This is a genomic window from Paraburkholderia sp. BL23I1N1 (assembly GCF_003610295.1).
Classification (GTDB): Bacteria; Pseudomonadota; Gammaproteobacteria; order Burkholderiales; family Burkholderiaceae; genus Paraburkholderia.
This window is the reverse complement of record NZ_RAPV01000001.1, coordinates 6,865,388-6,880,608: the sequence shown is the minus strand read 5'-3', so window position 1 is coordinate 6,880,608 and position 15,221 is coordinate 6,865,388. Positions and strand designations below refer to the sequence as shown.

Here is a 15,221-nt window from a genome sequence, read left to right as displayed (position 1 = left end):
AAACGAGAACCGTAGCACTCGCGGGGATGTATGACGTACAACCTGTTCGACGCATGGTGGAGTTTGATCAATCGCTTCCGGAGCAGCCTTGTATTGCGGCTGCTCGGCACGGTGTTGCTCGTCAGTTGCGTCGTCACCGTGTTGTTGACCGGATTACAGCTTTACCGCGACTACCACCGCGGCGTGGAGCAGATTGAAACGCGCCTCGCCGACATTGATCGCAGCAATCGCGACAGTCTCGCCGAAGCGCTCTGGCGCCTGGACCATGCCCAGTTGCAACTGGAGTTGAACGGCATTCTGCGTCTCGCCGACATTCGTGCCGTGGAAATTCGCGAGCCGGGGACCAACGGGCAGGCTGCTTACCTGAGCGCCGGTCAGCGTTCGGGCGGCCCCGTTGTTGCCCGTTCGTTTCCGCTGGTCTACAAAGTCCAGGGCAAAGAGCGGGAGATCGGCGAGCTCTACGTCGAGGCGACGCTCCTCGACCTTTACCATGACCTGATGCGAACCGCAGCGATGATTCTGGTCACCCAGGCCGCCAACACCTTCCTCGTCTCGCTGTTCATTGTCTACATCCTGTCCCGTCTGGTGATGCGGCACGTCGCGGCCATTGCGCGCACGGTGGAAAACTACGATTTCCGTGAAACGCCCCAGCCATTCCGTCTCCAGCGGCGCAAACCACGCGAGCCGGACGAACTCGAACGCATGGCGGCCGCATTCAATGCCATGGGCGCGCGCCTGTACTGCGCGTATCGCGACGAGCAGGACGCGGCGGCTGAACGCGAAGCACGCAATCTGGCCGAAGCGGCTAACCGGGCCAAAGGTGAATTCCTCGCGAATATGAGTCATGAGCTAAGGACACCGCTGAACGGCATTCTTGGCTACGCGCAGATTCTGGCGCGCGATGTCATGCTGAGCGAGCGGCAGCGCGAACGCGTGGAGGCGATTCGCAATAGCGGCGAGCATCTTCTGACCTTGATCGAAGACACGCTCGATTTCGCGAGAATCGAAGCGGGCAAGCTGCGTGTCGAAATCAGCGACGTGCCGCTGGCGGGCTTTGTCGATGTCATTCGGGAAATCATTGGCGTGAAAGCGGAGCAAAAGCGCCTAGGCTTCGTCTGCGAAATCACTGAGGATGCGCCTGCCGGCGTGCGCGCCGATGAGCGGCGGTTGCGGCAGGTCGTGCTCAACCTGCTTGCAAACGCCGTGAAGTTTACCGATTCTGGTTGCGTCAGCCTGCATATCTCGAGGTCCGCGTCGAACCGCGTCCGTTTCGCAGTACGCGATACCGGCATCGGCATCGGTCCCGATCAGCTGAATACGATTTTCGAGCCCTTCGAGCAACTGGGCGCGGCCGACCGGCGAGCGGGCGGGGCCGGCCTGGGTCTCGCCATCAGCCGGGAGTTTGTGCGCGTGATGGGTGGCGAGATCAAGGTCGAAAGCGGCATTGGAGAGGGCAGTATCTTCCGGTTCGAACTGCCGGCGGCGAGCGTATTGCCGGTGTCGCGCACGACGGCAGCCGTCGCACCGGTTCCCGATACGGTGATGGGCTATGAGGGGCCACGCAGAAAGGTGCTGGTTGTCGACGACGTCGAGGTCAATCGCGCGATCGTGGTGGACCTACTGAGTCGTCTCGACTTTGACACGGTCGAAGCGGAAAACGGTATCGAGGGGTTCGAGAAGGCGCAGCGCGAATACCCGGCACTCATTCTCACCGACATCGTGATGCCCGAAATGAACGGACTCGACCTGACCCGCAAGCTGCGTCAATTGCAGGCGTTCGCGCACGTCCCGATCATTGCCATGTCCGCCAGTCCTTCCGGAACCAACAGGGCGATGAGCCTGGACGCGGGGATGAACGCATTCGTCTCCAAACCGGTCGACCTCGAAGCGCTGCTGACCCAGATCGCCACATTACTCGGATTGACGTGGATCCATGCGTCGCCGCCACCGTCCGCGCGCCCCAGTAGCACCCATAGCCCCAATATGGCCGAGATAAGTCTCGCGGCGGTGCCTCAGCAGCGGATGGAAGAACTGCATCACCTTGCCCGCCTCGGCGACATGCAGGAAATCATCGTCTGGGCCGAGACGATGGCGGAGCATGATCCGCGTTTTCACGCATTCACAGCGCAGCTTTGCGCGCTTGCCCGGGACTATCAGTCGAAAGCCATCCTTCAGTTGGTTGAGCGACACTTGAATGTCGAGCCCAGGTCATGAGCGATCTCAACGCAGATGCCGCCGAGCGGCCGACGATCCTCATTGCGGACGACACGCCCGCGAATTTCGGCGTGGTTGTCGATAGCCTGACTGAGCGCGGTTTTCGGGTACTCGTTGCATTGGATGGCGAAGAGGCGCTCGAACGCGCGCTGTTTTCGCAGCCCGACCTGATCCTGCTCGACGTGAAGATGCCGGGTATCGACGGCTTCGAGACCTGCCGGCGGCTCAAGGCGAATGAGCGCACGCGCGATATCGCGGTGATTTTCATGACCTCGCTGACGGGCGGCGACGACATGGTCGAGGGCTTTTCGGCCGGCGGCGTCGATTACGTGGCGAAGCCCGTCCGCGTCAACGAAATGATGGCCCGGATCGAAACCCATCTCGCCCTGCGCGTGATGCACCGGCAGCTTGTCGCGCAGAACCGCCAGCTTCTGAATGAAGTGGCGGTACGCCAGCAGGCGGAGGCCGAATTGTCACGCGCCCGCGATGTACTCGAGCAGCAGGTCCACCAGCGCACCCGGCAGCTGGCGGAATCGAACGCGAGGCTGTCCGCCCAGGTCGACGAGCGTCGCCGGGCGGAAGCGAAATTACAGGCGAGCGAAGCGCGCTTTCGCACGATTGTCGAAACCAGCCCCATTCCGCTGTGCATTACGTCGATGCCCGAGGGCGACATTCTGTACGCGAATGAACCGCTGCGGGATCTGTTCGGTCTCGATGCGCGCACGGGCATGCTGACCAACATCGTCGATTTTTACGTGAATGCCGACGATCGTGACCGGTTGGTGTCGCATCTGCGCAGTGAGGGCAGCTTCAACAACGGCGAAGTCCACTTGCGGCGAGTGGACGGCTCGGCGTTCTGGGCCATGGCGACCGCGCGCGTGGCGACCTTCGGCGACGCGCCGGCGATCTACGTTGGCCTGAACGACATCACGTCGCGCAAGCGTATCGAGCAGGAGCTGTTCGAGTCGCGTAATCAGTTGCGCGAATTGTCCGCGTACATGGAGGCGATTCGCGAGGAAGAGCGCAAGCGCATCGCGATGGAAATTCATGATGAACTGGGCCAACTATTGACGGCGCTGAAGATGGACGTTTCGCTGCTGAAAATGCGCCTCGGCCATGATTCCGACGCGATGCGCAAGGCCGACGACATGCGTGAACTGGTCGAGAAAACGATCTGGATGGTCCGCAATGTCGCGAACCATCTGCGGCCGGTGGCGCTGAACTTCGGGGTCGTTTCGGCACTGGAGTGGCTGGTTGAAGACTTCGTCCGCCGTAACGCCATTCCTTGCCAGTTGCACATCAACGGCGGCGAGCCAGTGTTGCCGGAGGCGTGCGCCACCGCCGTGTTTCGTATTGTTCAGGCCTCGCTGACCAACGTCGGGCGTCATGCCAACGCGGCGCGCGTCGACGTCACGCTGACCAGCACCGCGTCGACGCTCGATCTTCACGTGAGCGACGACGGCTGCGGTTTTGATCCCGCCATCGCGAGAACCGGTTATTCGTACGGTCTCCTCGGTATGCAGGAGCGTGCCCGCCTGATCGGCGGGGCGATGACGATCGACAGCGCACAAGGCATGGGCACAGCCATTTCCATTCACATTCCGTTTGCAGGCGGGGAAAAAAATGATCAACGTCCTGATTGCTGACGACCACGCTGTTGTGCGTGGAGGTCTGAAACAGATTATCGCGACCACAACGGACATTGTCGTCGCCGCCGAGGCCGCGCAAGGTTCGGAAGTCCTCGAGCGGCTGCGTGCGAGGCGATTCGATCTTGTGCTGCTGGATATGACGATGCCCGGGATTAGCGGCGTCGATCTGATCCGGCGCGTACGTGCCGAGCAGCCCTCGTTGCCCATACTCGTGCTGAGTATCCACAACGAGGCGCAGGTCGTTTCGCGCGCGCTGCGAGCCGGGGCGACGGGCTATGTGACGAAAGACAGCGACCCCGACGTGCTCCTCGCGGCAATCCGCAAGCTGGCCGGCGGAGGGCGCTTTATCGATCCGAAGCTGGTCGACGCCATGGTCTTCGAGACCCATTCCGGCGACGCGCCGCCGCACGAGGTTCTGTCCGACCGTGAATTCCAGGTGCTGCAGATGCTGGCTGCCGGCAACGCTATCAATGAGATCGCCGAATCGTGTTCACTCAGTGCCAAAACCATTAGCACTCACAAGATGCGTCTCATGCAGAAACTCGGCCTCAACAACAACGCCGAACTGATCCGATATGCAATCCGGCACGGTTTGATCACGGAGTAACCGTGCCTTTAGTGAACGTTTGGGACCGTTAGAGCGCGTTAGGGAAAAATTAGGGAAATCCTGAACCTGGAACCAGCGTTTCCTGAATGCACAATCCATCGCTGCTGACGGAAAATTTATTCCCGCTGCCCCACGATGGTCAAATGGGAACGAGTAGTGCGAGGTGCAGACGTGGTTGCGATGAAAAGTTCACTGCGCGGCTTGCGCGAAAAACTGCAGGCAACCGTGGGCGCGAAGCCGGCCCGTTTGCTCGCGCTGCATGGCTCGCAAGATGGTCTGACCTGCCGGGTATGCCTCGAAATCTTACGGCCCGATGGTCCGATCGTCTTGTTCTTCTATCGGCACATTGACGGCACCTGGCACATGTTTCCGCCCGAGGACAACCAGGGCAGGATGGGATTCGAACGGCTCGTGGCGTGACATGACGGGTTTGAACAAGGGAGATCGCGAATGAACTCTGAGCACCTGGAACACACGGAGCACTCGGGGGAATTGTCGAGGCACGAGACGGAATTGCGCGCGTGGATGAGCGATTGGTATGACCACGCGTATGCGATCGGCTTCATCCGGCCGCCTTTCATACTCGACCATGCGACTGCATTGAGGCTGGAAGGCTATTTCAATGTAGGACTGACACCCGCGGAGGGTGCCAACGCGATCTTCGGCATGCTTCATTGACCCGTCATTGACCCGTCATTGACCCGTCAGGCGCGATAAAGCGCCTGCTGCGTCAGCGGGAAAGCACGGTTTGCCAGCATGCGTCACGCATGGCAGGATGAAAGACCGTTCAGGCGATAGCCTGGGCGGCAATGCGCCGATCCGGGCGCATCATCCCGTGTCGAGAAACCATCCATCCATGCATCGCAGGCACTTTGTACTGGCCACACTGGGTGCCGCAGGCGTGACGCTTGGCTCGCGTGCGGCGCCGGCCGAGCCCTTCTTCGATATCGTCTATCCGCGCATTCGTCCTGGCGGCGATGTGCATGCTGCGTTCGCGCTTGCTGTCCTCGATCTGGCGATGAAAACGGCGAAAGCCTCGTATACGGCGCGGCAGGCCGAAATCGTCATGGAGCGTGGCCGTGCGCTGGCGGAACTGGCGAACGGCAACAATACGATCAATCTGCACTGGACCAGCATGGAGGCAAAGGCCGAGCGCGGCCTTAATGTCGTGCGGATTCCTATCCATCGTGGACTGATCGGTTATCGGGTATTCGTCATAAGAAAAGACCGGCAAAAGGATTTCGACAGAATTGAGCGCTTGTCAGATTTGAAGGCGTTCACGTGCGGCCAGGGGTTAGGATGGATCGATACCGATATCCTCAGGGCAGCAGGTCTGGAGGTTCAGACGTCGACTTACGAGACGATGTTCGAGATGACCCAGAGCGGCCGCGTGGACTATTTCCCGCGAGGCGTGGTTGAGGCGTTCTCCGAACTGGAAGGGCGTCAGCATCGTGAGCCTGATCTGGTGGTCGAGAAACGGCTGATGCTGAAGTATCGATCCGATTTTATTTTCTATGTTGCAACGGGCCACGCAGCCCTGGCGGAGACGATCGACAAGGGCCTCGTGATGGCGTATCGCGAGGGTTCTTACATGAGACTGTTCAACTCGCATCCCTACATTCAGGATGCGCTGGCCCGCACAAAACCCGCGTGGCGGAAGACGTTTCAACTGGATAACCCCTACCTCTCCGAAGCGGACCGCAGAATTCCAGACGAGTACTGGATGCTCTGACCGCATTCCGGAAGGTCTTTGGCGCGCTGTCGAAAGACAGCCTACCCGGACCGGACTTTTTGCTGCCAGACATCGATCTCTTCCGCGATTTCGTCGACGCGGTCGCTGTTACCGCTGCTTGCCTCGTCGATCCATCGCCGTGCCCATTCGAACGCATATTGCTGTGCCGCCTCGATGTTCCTGAAGCTTGGACCAATCAGCCCGCTACGGGCGATCCGCCGTGCATCCCGCACGATCTCGGCCCATCCGCGGAAGCGACCGTTGGCCACCGGATCGGCGGCGAGATAGATCACGTAGCCGCGCGGGTCGAATTCGCATTTGCCCTTCGACGCAAGGCCCATCCAGGGCGAGGCGGTTCGAAGAATGGACTGAGCGCGTTCAACCGGAGCGTGGCGTTGGACGCGCTCAGGCACAGTACGCGAAGCATTTGGAAGCTGCCGCGCAATCTGGGTGAACGGTTCTACCGTATGACGTGGCGGCTGGGTGTCACGCGGTGTCTGCCACGTCGCCTGGTCTTTCCAGAACACCTGGCGAAGACCTTCGTCCTTGGATTGGCGTTCTATGACGCGAGGCGTGGCATGGCGGATGTCCGGCAGTCCGTCCGGGCCGCAACGAAGCGTGCGGCCGGCGTCCGAGAGGAGCTTGTGCATTTGCGCGAGGGCGCCGGTAGAACGCCATTTTTCGAAGCGGTTCCGGCACGTCGGAATCGACGGATAGGTGCCCGGCAAACGGGCCCACGGCTCAGCGGTGGTGAGTATCCACAGCACGGCATTGGCTACTGCGCGAACCTTTACGCGCGGGCGGCCGCGTTGCCCATGAGCGATGACGGTATCCGACAGGACGGGTGCCAACTGTCGCCATTCCTGGTCACTGATTTCGTTGAAATTCACGCTGTCCTCCGATTGTCCCCCGACACCCATTCCATTGCGCGCGGCCCGGTGTCTCCAGTCGCGCTATGCGCTGCCCATCGCCCACGTCGACAGGGCCGACAAGGCAAGCAGATCCTCGACGCAATCCGATACCTCGCAGAGTTCCTGAAACGAGGCGCCCTTGGTGTCGTACAGATGGTGTCGTCTGAGCTCGCGTAGCGCGTTGGCGAGGCGGCGGAGGGCCTCGGGGTCGCTGTTCGTCAGCGGCCAGGCTTTTAGCAGTTGCGCCAGCGGCGCAACGCTTCGGCTTTCGCACCACAGGTCGAAAAGGTGCAGGCACATCGCGTTGATATGCTCGATAGAATTTTCGCGCTCGGACAGGTAGGGGAACATGACAGCACTCAACTCAAGGACGATCGACGTGTGTTCATCGTATGCGTCCAGTTCTCGCAGTGATGTCGGGACATCGAGAAAAAACGGGAGGTCGATGCTGAACTTCGGGTCAGGGAATCCTTAAGGGCGGCGCGCAGGCAGTTCGCGGCGGTCGGCTGAGCCCATCGGTGGGCGGCGCGGGGCGGCAACCGTGCAGCGAGACTATCCCCACTTGCGGCGGTTGCCCTGCGCATTCACGGCGAGATTTCGCTGTCCGATTTGCCGGAAGCGCAACGGTTCGCGCCGGTCATATGCGTCACACAGTACGCGTCACTCGGTGCCGCGAACGATCCGCAGATCACGCTCGACGGCGTCGCCCAGGGCTTCAAGTGCTTTCTTGTAAGCACTGCTTTCATAGGCGGCAATGGCCTGCTCGTAGGTCGGAAACTCGACCACGACAGTCCGTTCTTTCAAGCCTTGTTCATGAACTTCGTCGGCGACTCCGCGCACGATGAATTTGCCGCCGGCGGCCGTCAAAGCGGGCGCGGCCAACTGTGCGTACGCTGCCAGCTTTGCCGGGTCTTTCGTCGCGCGGTATGAGGTGACCCAGTATCCCTTGCTCATGTGAATCTCCTTGTCTTGAGGCGGAAAGTGATGGTTGCGTTGCAAGCATCGGCGAGGGAATTATGTCATCGATCGCCAATTCCGTTGATCTCACGCTGCCATGCCGATCCGGCCGCGGCCGGAGTCGCCAGCTGTGCGGCGTGAGCGAATGCGCCGCTCTTGTCCTGTGCATAAAACGGTACCTTGCATTAAACAATACTGGGTGCTAGAGTTCGTTCGTCATCTCGCGGATAGGTGTGTTCCGCACCAGTGCATAGCAAGGTACCGTGCTATGCACACTAATGTAATGGAATTGAATGAAAACGCAGCTCAAGAAGGGAACGCTCGATATGTGCGTGTTAGCTGTCCTCGCCGGCGGCGACAGCTATGCGTACGAGCTCGTCTCGACACTCTCCGAAACCATGGAGATCAGCGAGGGCACGATCTACCCGCTAATGCGCCGCTTGCAGGCCGAGGCGTGGGTGTCGACGTATTTCGTGGAGTCTCAGTCGGGGCCGCCACGCAAGTATTACTCGCTGACGGCGGCAGGCCGCAACAGTCTGGCGGAAATGCAAGGCGAATGGCGCAGTTTTGTCGATGAAGTCAACGGTGTGCTGGCCTTGTCCGGCACGCCCTCAGGAAGAGGGGAAAAGCAATGACGCAGGACGCATTCATCCAGCAATTGCGCCACGAACTGCGGAGTTTGCCGAAGCAGGTGGTCGACGAAATCGTCGCCGACTATCGCGAGTACTTCGGCGACGCACTCGCAGCGGGCCGCAGTGAGGCGGACGTGGTCGCGGCGCTCGGCGACCCGGTCAAGCTCGCACGCGAACTGAAGGCGCAGGCGACCTTCCGCCAATGGGAAACGCGGCGCTCGTTCGGCAACCTGATGCGCGTGGTCGCGTCGATCGCGGGGCTCGGTTTGTTGCAATTGTTCCTGTTGATTCCGTTCATGTTTTATCTGCTGATGCTGACGGTCGGCTACATGGTTTCGGGTGCGCTCGTGGTTGCCGGACTCGTGACGGTGGTCGCGCTCGGCAGTCATCACCTGTTCGGGTGGCCGGCATTCCATTCGGTGCCGTTCACCTTCGAGAGCAGTGACGTGAAAACGGGTCAGCAGGCGAACACCAACGGCAACGGCAACGACGATGACGACGCGGATGACGCCCCCAAGCAGGGCGACCCGCACCTCGCAACCGCCAATATGAAGGTGTTCCGGGTGGACGGCGACCGTTTCGTGCTGCGGCCGGATGCAGCCACACGGATTTCGGTTGTGACGCTTGCCGGCCCGATCGAAATAAAGAATGACGAAGGCAAACTCAAGATCAATTCGGTCGGCGGCGCGCGCGATCTGTTCAAAGTCGCCCCGGACGGCACATGGTCCATCGCATCCACCGACATCGTAGCGCTCGATCTTAAGGATGGCGAAGGGGACAAGGTATCGGTCGCGCGCATCGGAATCGGTGCGAAGTCACTGGCGTGGGACATCAGGAACCACGGCGACCACGTGTCCTTCGTGCAGGGCGCGGACGGCAGCGGTAAAAGTCTGGCGGTCCACAGCGGCTCGGATTCGGTCGTGATCGATCGCGACCACATTGCGATCAAGGACGGTTCGGATAACGTCGTGATCATCGGGCCGCATGGCTCGGGCATCGGCGCGATGATCTACGGATTCGCGATGCTGGTCGCCGGCATCGTCGGTTTGTGGCTGTGTTTGTGGTTGACGCGCATCACATGGCGCGCTTTGGTCCGCTATGTTCAGCGGCAACTCGATCTGATTACTGCTCGACTCGACGAAGGGCAATCCGCCTGAAGCGCGGCGCAGGTTGACTGACGTCTCTATCCTCATTCGATGAAAAGGAAACGGTCATGAATATGCACTATTCAGGCGGTACGGCAGTCCCGGCACACCGGCAACCTGCTTCCGGGCTGCGCTATCCAGACAGTCGCGTGGTCGGCGTCCAGAGCGTTGCCGTCTGGCTCGCGCACGGGGTTCGTATCGCTCGCGCGAATCCGGTGCTGTGGCTCTTGGCGATTCTGGGCTGTGCCGATTTCGTCACGCTGTTTGAGCTGGCGCCGCCGTTGCGCGTGCTGGCGGTGCTCGTCGGGCCGGTCCTCGCAGCCGGTCTGGTGCTGATGCAGGAACGTGCGAGCAATGCGCGCCCGTGGTCGATCCGCGAGACGATCGAAGCCGTCAACGTGCATCGCAATGCGTTGATTACGATCGGGCAGTGCGGCGCTGTCGTTGCCTATGCGGGTCAACTGATCGCGTTTGTAGTGTTTCACGTGTCGATGAAGGCATCTGTTGCGCCGAACGGCGTGCATGATCTGACGATCGTCTACGGTGCGCATAACGGCACGGGCAATGCGCTGGAGCCGGTGCTCAATATGCTGGCCTATGCGCTCGCGGCTTCGCTGGTATGGTTCGCGCCACCGCTGGTTGTTCTGAACAACGTTTCACCTTTGAACGCGATGGCTGCAAGTGTGCGTGCCGTGGCGCGTAACTGGCGCGTCGCTTCGGTGTTCGGCATCGCGATTGCCGTCGACGTGTGGCTTGCCACCTTCGCGCCGCTTCTATTGCGCGGATTGCTGGTGACGCCGCTGGTCAGCGCGCTGATCGTTCTGTCGATGTACGGCGCGTATCGCGGCATATTCGAGAAGTCGTAAGTGACGGGCTCGCGCCGGGGTAAAAAAGATAGCTGCCCGGTCGAGATAACGATATCGGAATTGAATCATTCTCACGACACGTTCTGATCGCTACGCTTGCGGACATATTGCAAGCGAGGGCATATGGCCATTTCTGTTTCCACGTCTTTTTCCGCGCGGCGGCGCACGCTGAAGCTGCTCGGCGCAGTGCCGGCGCTTGCCGCAACCGGTGCATTTTATTCACGCAACGCGCGGGCCGCCGATCTGGCATCGACAACGCTCGTGCTCGGCGACCAGGCCGGTGGCACACGTGCTCTCGCTGAAGCGGCGAAGGTACTCGACGGCACGCCGTACGCATTTCGCTGGGCCAACTTCCAGGGTGCCGCGCCACTCTTCGAGGCGCAACGCGCAGGTGCCGTCGATCTTGCGCCGGCGGGCGACTTGCCTGTGCTTGCAGCGGCTGTCGGCGATCCGACCTTGAAGATCGTCGCGACGCGTGTGGGGTCGGGCGCGCAACTTGGCATTCTGGTTGCGCCCAATTCGCCGATTCGCACGGTGGCGGATCTGAAGGGGCGCACCGTGTTCGTGTCGTCGGCGCGCGGCAGCATTTCGCAATTCCAGTTGTATGGTGCGCTCGCCGAAGCCGGACTTTCGAAGGATGACGTCAAGGTTCGTTTCATCCTGCCGGTCGATGCGTTTGCGGCGTTAGCGTCCGGTTCGATCGACGTGTGGGCGACGTTCGATCCGTACTACGGTATCGCGGTTCAACGTGGTGCGCGTATTTTGCGTGATGGTTCCGGGATCAATAGTGGTCTCGGCTTTATCACCGCATCGGGCGCCGCGCTTGCGAACACGCGCAAACGCACGGCCATCGCAGACGTTCTGCTCAGGCTGCAACGCGCGGGTGAATGGGCGCTTGCGAACCCCGATGCTTATGCGCAGATCTACTCGACATTGACGCGCTCGCCGCTCGATGCCGCGAGACAGATCACGCAGCGCGCGGCATTGAAACAGCACTTCGTGACCGAGGCGGATATCGCCGCACTCCAGAAAGTCGCCGATAGCGCGGCTCGCGACGCTATCCTGCCGCGCCGCATCGACGTCCGCGCGATTGCCGAGACGCACATCGCGAAGGTCTGAAGCGAACGCCACGTTTTTGACGTCGACGTCCGCTCCAACCGCAAATTCAACCACAACCTCAACGATCCAGCCGATCCACCAGCGCAAACGGAATACTTTCCGCAAACAACTCCCGGTCTCCCGTCGCACTCGTCTGCGTATTCAACTGCAGCGCGAAATTCAAACCCGGGCTGCGTGTGCTGGTGGTGCGTTCCTTGACCTTGAGTTCAACCGGCATCCACGAAGCCGGATCGTTGAGAATCCCGTCCACCTTCTCGTCAATCTGCGCATGCCCCGCAGCCCGTTCGCCCGGCGGCAATTGCTTTGACATCGCCGCCAGCAGATCGAGCTGTTTCGCGGCGCCGCGCTTGAGCCGGTAGCGGTGGAAGTAAGTCTGGTTCGGCCGCCGGTTCGCCTTCACGTCGCCGAGGTGCCGGTCGAGCCGTTGTTCGGCGAGGGTGCGCGCCGGCGGTAGCTGCGGCTCGGGCATGCCGTTTAGCAGCGCTTGCTGCCGCTCGCCTTCCTGTTCGTCGTTCACCTGCTCGGTGAACAGGTCGACCCACTGGTCACGGCTCGCATCGAGCGCGCGCGTGTAGGTTTCGGCGCTCGAATACTCCGTGTCGAGCAGACACGCGCGATGCATCAGCGCGCCGTCTTCGCGCACGAGTTGCACTTTGGCGAGGTGGCTGTCGTCGTTGAAGGTCATGGTCGCGGATGGCGCGTCGAGCGAGACGAGGCCCACGCCCACACTCGAACTATGCGCGCCGACCGGCTGTGTCGCGCTGACGGTGCCGCTCAGCCGCCCGATCAGCCGCGAGCCGGCACCCACCCGATGCTGCTCGACTTGCATGCGCCCGCTTTGCTCGTTCGAATCGAGCGTCTGTTTCGCGGTCTTCTCGTAACCGATGCCGATGTTCGCGCCGGCGCGAAACGGCGAACCGGTTTTTGGCACGCTCACGGACAAGCCGACGTCGGCGGAGGCACCGCGTTTGACCGTGCGCGACACGGTATCGGTCCAACTGACCGACACGTCCGGGTCGTTGAAATAATGCTCGGCGAGCCGGTTCCAGGTGCCGCGCGAGCCGCCCGAATTGGCGCCGTGCGCCTGGGTCGTTTCGTCGAAGACATGATCGATGATGCCTTCGAGTTTTTCGCGCATGGCGCCATCGTCGTAGCCGGTGCCGTTCGGATTGACGCGGCGCGCCACGCGCAGCGATATGCCGCTCGGTTCGGACAGTTCCTGCGAGTGCAGCACGGCTTGCGTTGTCAGGCCGGCGCGCATCTGGGTGAGGCCGACGTCCATGTCGTAGCCGACCAGCACGCCGACGCCCGCATGCCGCACCTGCGTTTTGGCGGTGCCGACGAACATCTCGACGCCGTGCGTGCCACGGCTCAATTCGACCACCGCCTCACGCGTTTTCGACGCGCGCAGATCGAGGCGGGGCGCGATCGGCACGCCGCCGGTATGCAGCACCTTGCTGAGGTTCGCCGACAACCCGCGCGTGCTCAAACCGATGCGCCGACCGTCGGTCAGACGCAGGCGTGAACTCGATTGCAGATCGTGCGCGACGTCCTTGAGCGTTTGCCGGACCGCGCCGGCGCTGTCCGCGTCCGCGGCGGGCGCGGGTGGCCGCGCTTTGTCCTTCAGGCTCGATACGTGGGTCCAGAAGGGCGAATCGGCGGGCACCTTCGCGACCTTGCCCCACGAGGCGAGCCGTTCCGGATTGAATGACTGTTTGGCGATCGACTTGAACGGCTTGCTGCGCGCGAGCGTGTGCGGATCGGTGTTGGCCCAGCGCGTCGTTTCGGTTTGCAGGCGCGCGAGCGTGGCAGGCGAACCGACGTCGCGCGGCTGCAACTCCGCGCACAGTTGCTGCGCGCGTTCGGTGACCCTGTGCAACTGATCGGCGTCTAGCTTGCCGTTCGGAAAGCCGCCCGATTCGAGCCAGACATGCAGCGTCGCGAGTTCGGCAATCGACTGCTCCGGGCGCGCGTGCGAAAGCGCCGCCGCCGCCCGCATCTCGGGACGCTCGCAAAGCGGCTCCAGCGACCCGCGCATCGCCTCTTCGAGTTTTCCCTGCTCGGCGCCGATCGTTTTGCGCGGTACGCCTTGCGTGCCGAAGCGCAGCGCCGACAGCGGCGAGCTGCGTTTGCCGACGAGCCGCGGCAAGAAGGTCTTCCAGCGGTTTTCGCCGACGCGGTCGATGGTCTTCGCGGAGAACTTGTTCAGACGCTCACGGGCTTGCGACAACTCGCTGCCGCGCCCGTCTTCCCGAAAGTTCTGGCGCCACGCGAAGAACGCGCCTTTCTGATCCGCGTTCAACGCATCACGCCCTTGCGTGGTCAAGGTCGACGCAGCTTTGTAGGCCTGCCACGCGAGTGAGGTTTCGTTGAGCGGCGTGCCGTCGGCGGGCTTTGAGCGTGCGGCGACCGCGGCCGGCGCGGGATCCTGCACTGGGCCTGCGCCGTGCAGCGGTGGGTCGAGCGCGTCGGCGGCCTGCAGCATCATGCGCTGCGCGAGGTGGGTCGATGCATTGCCCGGCGGCGGCTGGCCGCCATGGCGCAACTGGTTGAGCGCGTCGAAGCCGGCATCGGTGCGCGCAAGCGTTCGCGCGACTTGCCAGGCGCCGGCTTCTGCAGGCGTCGTCGACTGGGCCGTGTCCATGTGCGCGAAGTCGAGGTTTTCGAGCGCGTCGAGCATTTCGTTGGCGCTTCGCGCGTCGCCGATATTCGCGCCATGCAGCGCCTGAGCCAGCAGCGCGCCGCGGTGGGTGTCGCGGGCGGCATCGGGGCCGCTCAGCGCGGCCAGCCGATGCGACAGATCGACTTGCGAGAGCAGATCGCCGGAAGGGCCGGGTAATTGACGGCCCACGTAGTCGCTCAACGCGGCTTCGCCGGCCATCGCGTCGAACGGAATCGAGGCTGCTTCGGTTTGGTTCTCTACTGCGCGTCTGCTCGCAGAGGCCGAAGACGAAGAAGACGAAGAAGAACCCGAAGCACGCGCGGTCTTGCCAAGCGCCTGCTTGATCCGCGGTTCGGTCTTGAGCAGCGGTGTTCCCGCAGCGGTCGAAGCGGCAGCCGGCTTGGTGGCATAACGCTCGCCGTTCGCGGTGAAATCCGCCGGCGCAAACGGCTTGCCGTGCTGGCTCGTTTGCGACAGCGCGGTGCTGATGTCGAACTTGCTTGCGCGCAAACGCGCGCCGGTACGCGAGAGCTTATTGCCGAGCCTGCCCAGCAGCGTCTCGTCGACCAGCGGCCGAGCCTGCGGTTCACCCGTGACCGGCGGCACCGCTGGGGTATTGCCAGCTTGATGACCGGGCGCCTCGGTTGGTTCCGCGTTGGTCGTGTGAGGCAGGTGCGGTACTGCATGGATGTCGGACATGTGCGTGGCGTTCAACGAGCGGCAGTTG

Annotated in this window: 14 protein-coding genes; 10 read left to right on the top strand and 4 right to left on the bottom strand. The window is 62.1% G+C overall.

What is annotated here, in order from left to right; all coding sequences use genetic code 11:
* The first annotated feature begins 30 nt into the window (after window positions 1-30).
* From B0G76_RS32100 to B0G76_RS32075, 6 genes are all read left to right on the top strand, one after another.
* The gene (locus B0G76_RS32100) at window positions 31-2,214 is read left to right on the top strand and encodes an ATP-binding protein (RefSeq protein WP_120296044.1); all 2,184 of its coding nucleotides are present in this window, start codon (window positions 31-33) and stop codon (window positions 2,212-2,214) included.
* On the top strand, window positions 2,211-3,860 hold the full coding sequence (locus B0G76_RS32095; protein WP_120296043.1) for a response regulator: 1,650 nt from the start codon (window positions 2,211-2,213) through the stop codon (window positions 3,858-3,860). The genes B0G76_RS32100 and B0G76_RS32095 overlap by 4 nt, the downstream gene beginning before the upstream one ends.
* The gene (locus B0G76_RS32090; protein ID WP_120296042.1) at window positions 3,838-4,470 is read left to right on the top strand and encodes a response regulator transcription factor; all 633 of its coding nucleotides are present in this window, start codon (window positions 3,838-3,840) and stop codon (window positions 4,468-4,470) included. Before B0G76_RS32095 ends, B0G76_RS32090 begins: the two co-directional genes overlap by 23 nt.
* A 180-nt stretch (window positions 4,471-4,650) precedes the next feature.
* Window positions 4,651-4,890, top strand: a complete 240-nt coding sequence (locus B0G76_RS32085) for a hypothetical protein (RefSeq protein WP_120296949.1) — start codon at window positions 4,651-4,653, stop codon at window positions 4,888-4,890.
* Window positions 4,891-4,920: 30 nt separating this feature from the next.
* Entirely contained in the window at window positions 4,921-5,148 is a 228-nt protein-coding gene (locus B0G76_RS32080) for a hypothetical protein (protein WP_120296041.1), read from the top strand.
* Between the two features lie 178 nt (window positions 5,149-5,326).
* Entirely contained in the window at window positions 5,327-6,202 is an 876-nt protein-coding gene (locus B0G76_RS32075) for an ABC transporter substrate-binding protein (protein ID WP_120296948.1), read from the top strand.
* Window positions 6,203-6,243: 41 nt separating this feature from the next.
* On the opposite strand, the gene B0G76_RS32070 is transcribed toward B0G76_RS32075, so the two are convergent.
* The 3 genes from B0G76_RS32070 to B0G76_RS32060 all read right to left on the bottom strand — a co-directional run bounded on the left by B0G76_RS32070 (window position 6,244) and on the right by B0G76_RS32060 (window position 8,067).
* The gene (locus B0G76_RS32070; RefSeq protein WP_183082188.1) at window positions 6,244-7,092 is read right to left on the bottom strand and encodes a transposase; all 849 of its coding nucleotides are present in this window, start codon (window positions 7,090-7,092) and stop codon (window positions 6,244-6,246) included.
* Between the two features lie 63 nt (window positions 7,093-7,155).
* Window positions 7,156-7,464, bottom strand: coding sequence for a hypothetical protein (locus B0G76_RS32065; RefSeq protein WP_120296039.1), 309 nt, complete (start codon window positions 7,462-7,464; stop codon window positions 7,156-7,158).
* Window positions 7,465-7,773: 309 nt separating this feature from the next.
* The gene (locus B0G76_RS32060; RefSeq protein ID WP_120296038.1) at window positions 7,774-8,067 is read right to left on the bottom strand and encodes a DUF1330 domain-containing protein; all 294 of its coding nucleotides are present in this window, start codon (window positions 8,065-8,067) and stop codon (window positions 7,774-7,776) included.
* 296 nt (window positions 8,068-8,363) lie between these two features.
* Between B0G76_RS32060 and B0G76_RS32055 the strand changes: the two genes are divergently transcribed.
* The 4 genes from B0G76_RS32055 (at window position 8,364) to B0G76_RS32040 (ending at window position 11,832) form a co-directional block, all read left to right on the top strand.
* A complete protein-coding gene (locus tag B0G76_RS32055; protein ID WP_120296037.1) occupies window positions 8,364-8,705 on the top strand; it encodes a PadR family transcriptional regulator in 342 nt (113 codons plus the stop codon).
* On the top strand, window positions 8,702-9,859 hold the full coding sequence (locus B0G76_RS32050; protein ID WP_120296036.1) for a DUF1700 domain-containing protein: 1,158 nt from the start codon (window positions 8,702-8,704) through the stop codon (window positions 9,857-9,859). The genes B0G76_RS32055 and B0G76_RS32050 overlap by 4 nt, the downstream gene beginning before the upstream one ends.
* 56 nt (window positions 9,860-9,915) lie before the next feature.
* Window positions 9,916-10,713, top strand: a complete 798-nt coding sequence (locus B0G76_RS32045) for a BPSS1780 family membrane protein (protein WP_120296035.1) — start codon at window positions 9,916-9,918, stop codon at window positions 10,711-10,713.
* A 123-nt stretch (window positions 10,714-10,836) separates the two neighbouring features.
* Window positions 10,837-11,832 (top strand): ABC transporter substrate-binding protein, encoded by a 996-nt coding sequence (locus B0G76_RS32040; RefSeq protein WP_120296034.1) that lies wholly within the window; start codon window positions 10,837-10,839, stop codon window positions 11,830-11,832.
* A 58-nt stretch (window positions 11,833-11,890) separates the two neighbouring features.
* Here B0G76_RS32040 and B0G76_RS32035 read toward each other — a convergent pair whose 3' ends face one another.
* Complete coding sequence (locus B0G76_RS32035) at window positions 11,891-15,193, bottom strand: autotransporter (protein ID WP_120296033.1); 3,303 nt, start codon at window positions 15,191-15,193, stop codon at window positions 11,891-11,893.
* Between the last annotated feature and the right edge of the window lie 28 nt (window positions 15,194-15,221).

What these genes read in the sequence shown, in the direction of transcription:
- B0G76_RS32095 (WP_120296043.1), top strand. Translation starts at nt 2,211, where the DNA reads ATGAGCGATCTCAACGCAGATGCCGCCGAGCGGCCGACGATCCTCATT.
- B0G76_RS32055 (WP_120296037.1), top strand. Translation starts at nt 8,364, where the DNA reads ATGAAAACGCAGCTCAAGAAGGGAACGCTCGATATGTGCGTGTTAGCT.
- B0G76_RS32045 (WP_120296035.1), top strand. Translation starts at nt 9,916, where the DNA reads ATGAATATGCACTATTCAGGCGGTACGGCAGTCCCGGCACACCGGCAA.
- B0G76_RS32085 (WP_120296949.1), top strand. Translation starts at nt 4,651, where the DNA reads ATGAAAAGTTCACTGCGCGGCTTGCGCGAAAAACTGCAGGCAACCGTG.
- B0G76_RS32080 (WP_120296041.1), top strand. Translation starts at nt 4,921, where the DNA reads ATGAACTCTGAGCACCTGGAACACACGGAGCACTCGGGGGAATTGTCG.
- B0G76_RS32100 (WP_120296044.1), top strand. Translation starts at nt 31, where the DNA reads ATGACGTACAACCTGTTCGACGCATGGTGGAGTTTGATCAATCGCTTC.
- B0G76_RS32090 (WP_120296042.1), top strand. Translation starts at nt 3,838, where the DNA reads ATGATCAACGTCCTGATTGCTGACGACCACGCTGTTGTGCGTGGAGGT.
- B0G76_RS32040 (WP_120296034.1), top strand. Translation starts at nt 10,837, where the DNA reads ATGGCCATTTCTGTTTCCACGTCTTTTTCCGCGCGGCGGCGCACGCTG.
- B0G76_RS32075 (WP_120296948.1), top strand. Translation starts at nt 5,327, where the DNA reads ATGCATCGCAGGCACTTTGTACTGGCCACACTGGGTGCCGCAGGCGTG.
- B0G76_RS32065 (WP_120296039.1), bottom strand. Translation starts at nt 7,464, where the DNA reads ATGTTCCCCTACCTGTCCGAGCGCGAAAATTCTATCGAGCATATCAAC.
- B0G76_RS32035 (WP_120296033.1), bottom strand. Translation starts at nt 15,193, where the DNA reads ATGTCCGACATCCATGCAGTACCGCACCTGCCTCACACGACCAACGCG.
- B0G76_RS32060 (WP_120296038.1), bottom strand. Translation starts at nt 8,067, where the DNA reads ATGAGCAAGGGATACTGGGTCACCTCATACCGCGCGACGAAAGACCCG.
- B0G76_RS32050 (WP_120296036.1), top strand. Translation starts at nt 8,702, where the DNA reads ATGACGCAGGACGCATTCATCCAGCAATTGCGCCACGAACTGCGGAGT.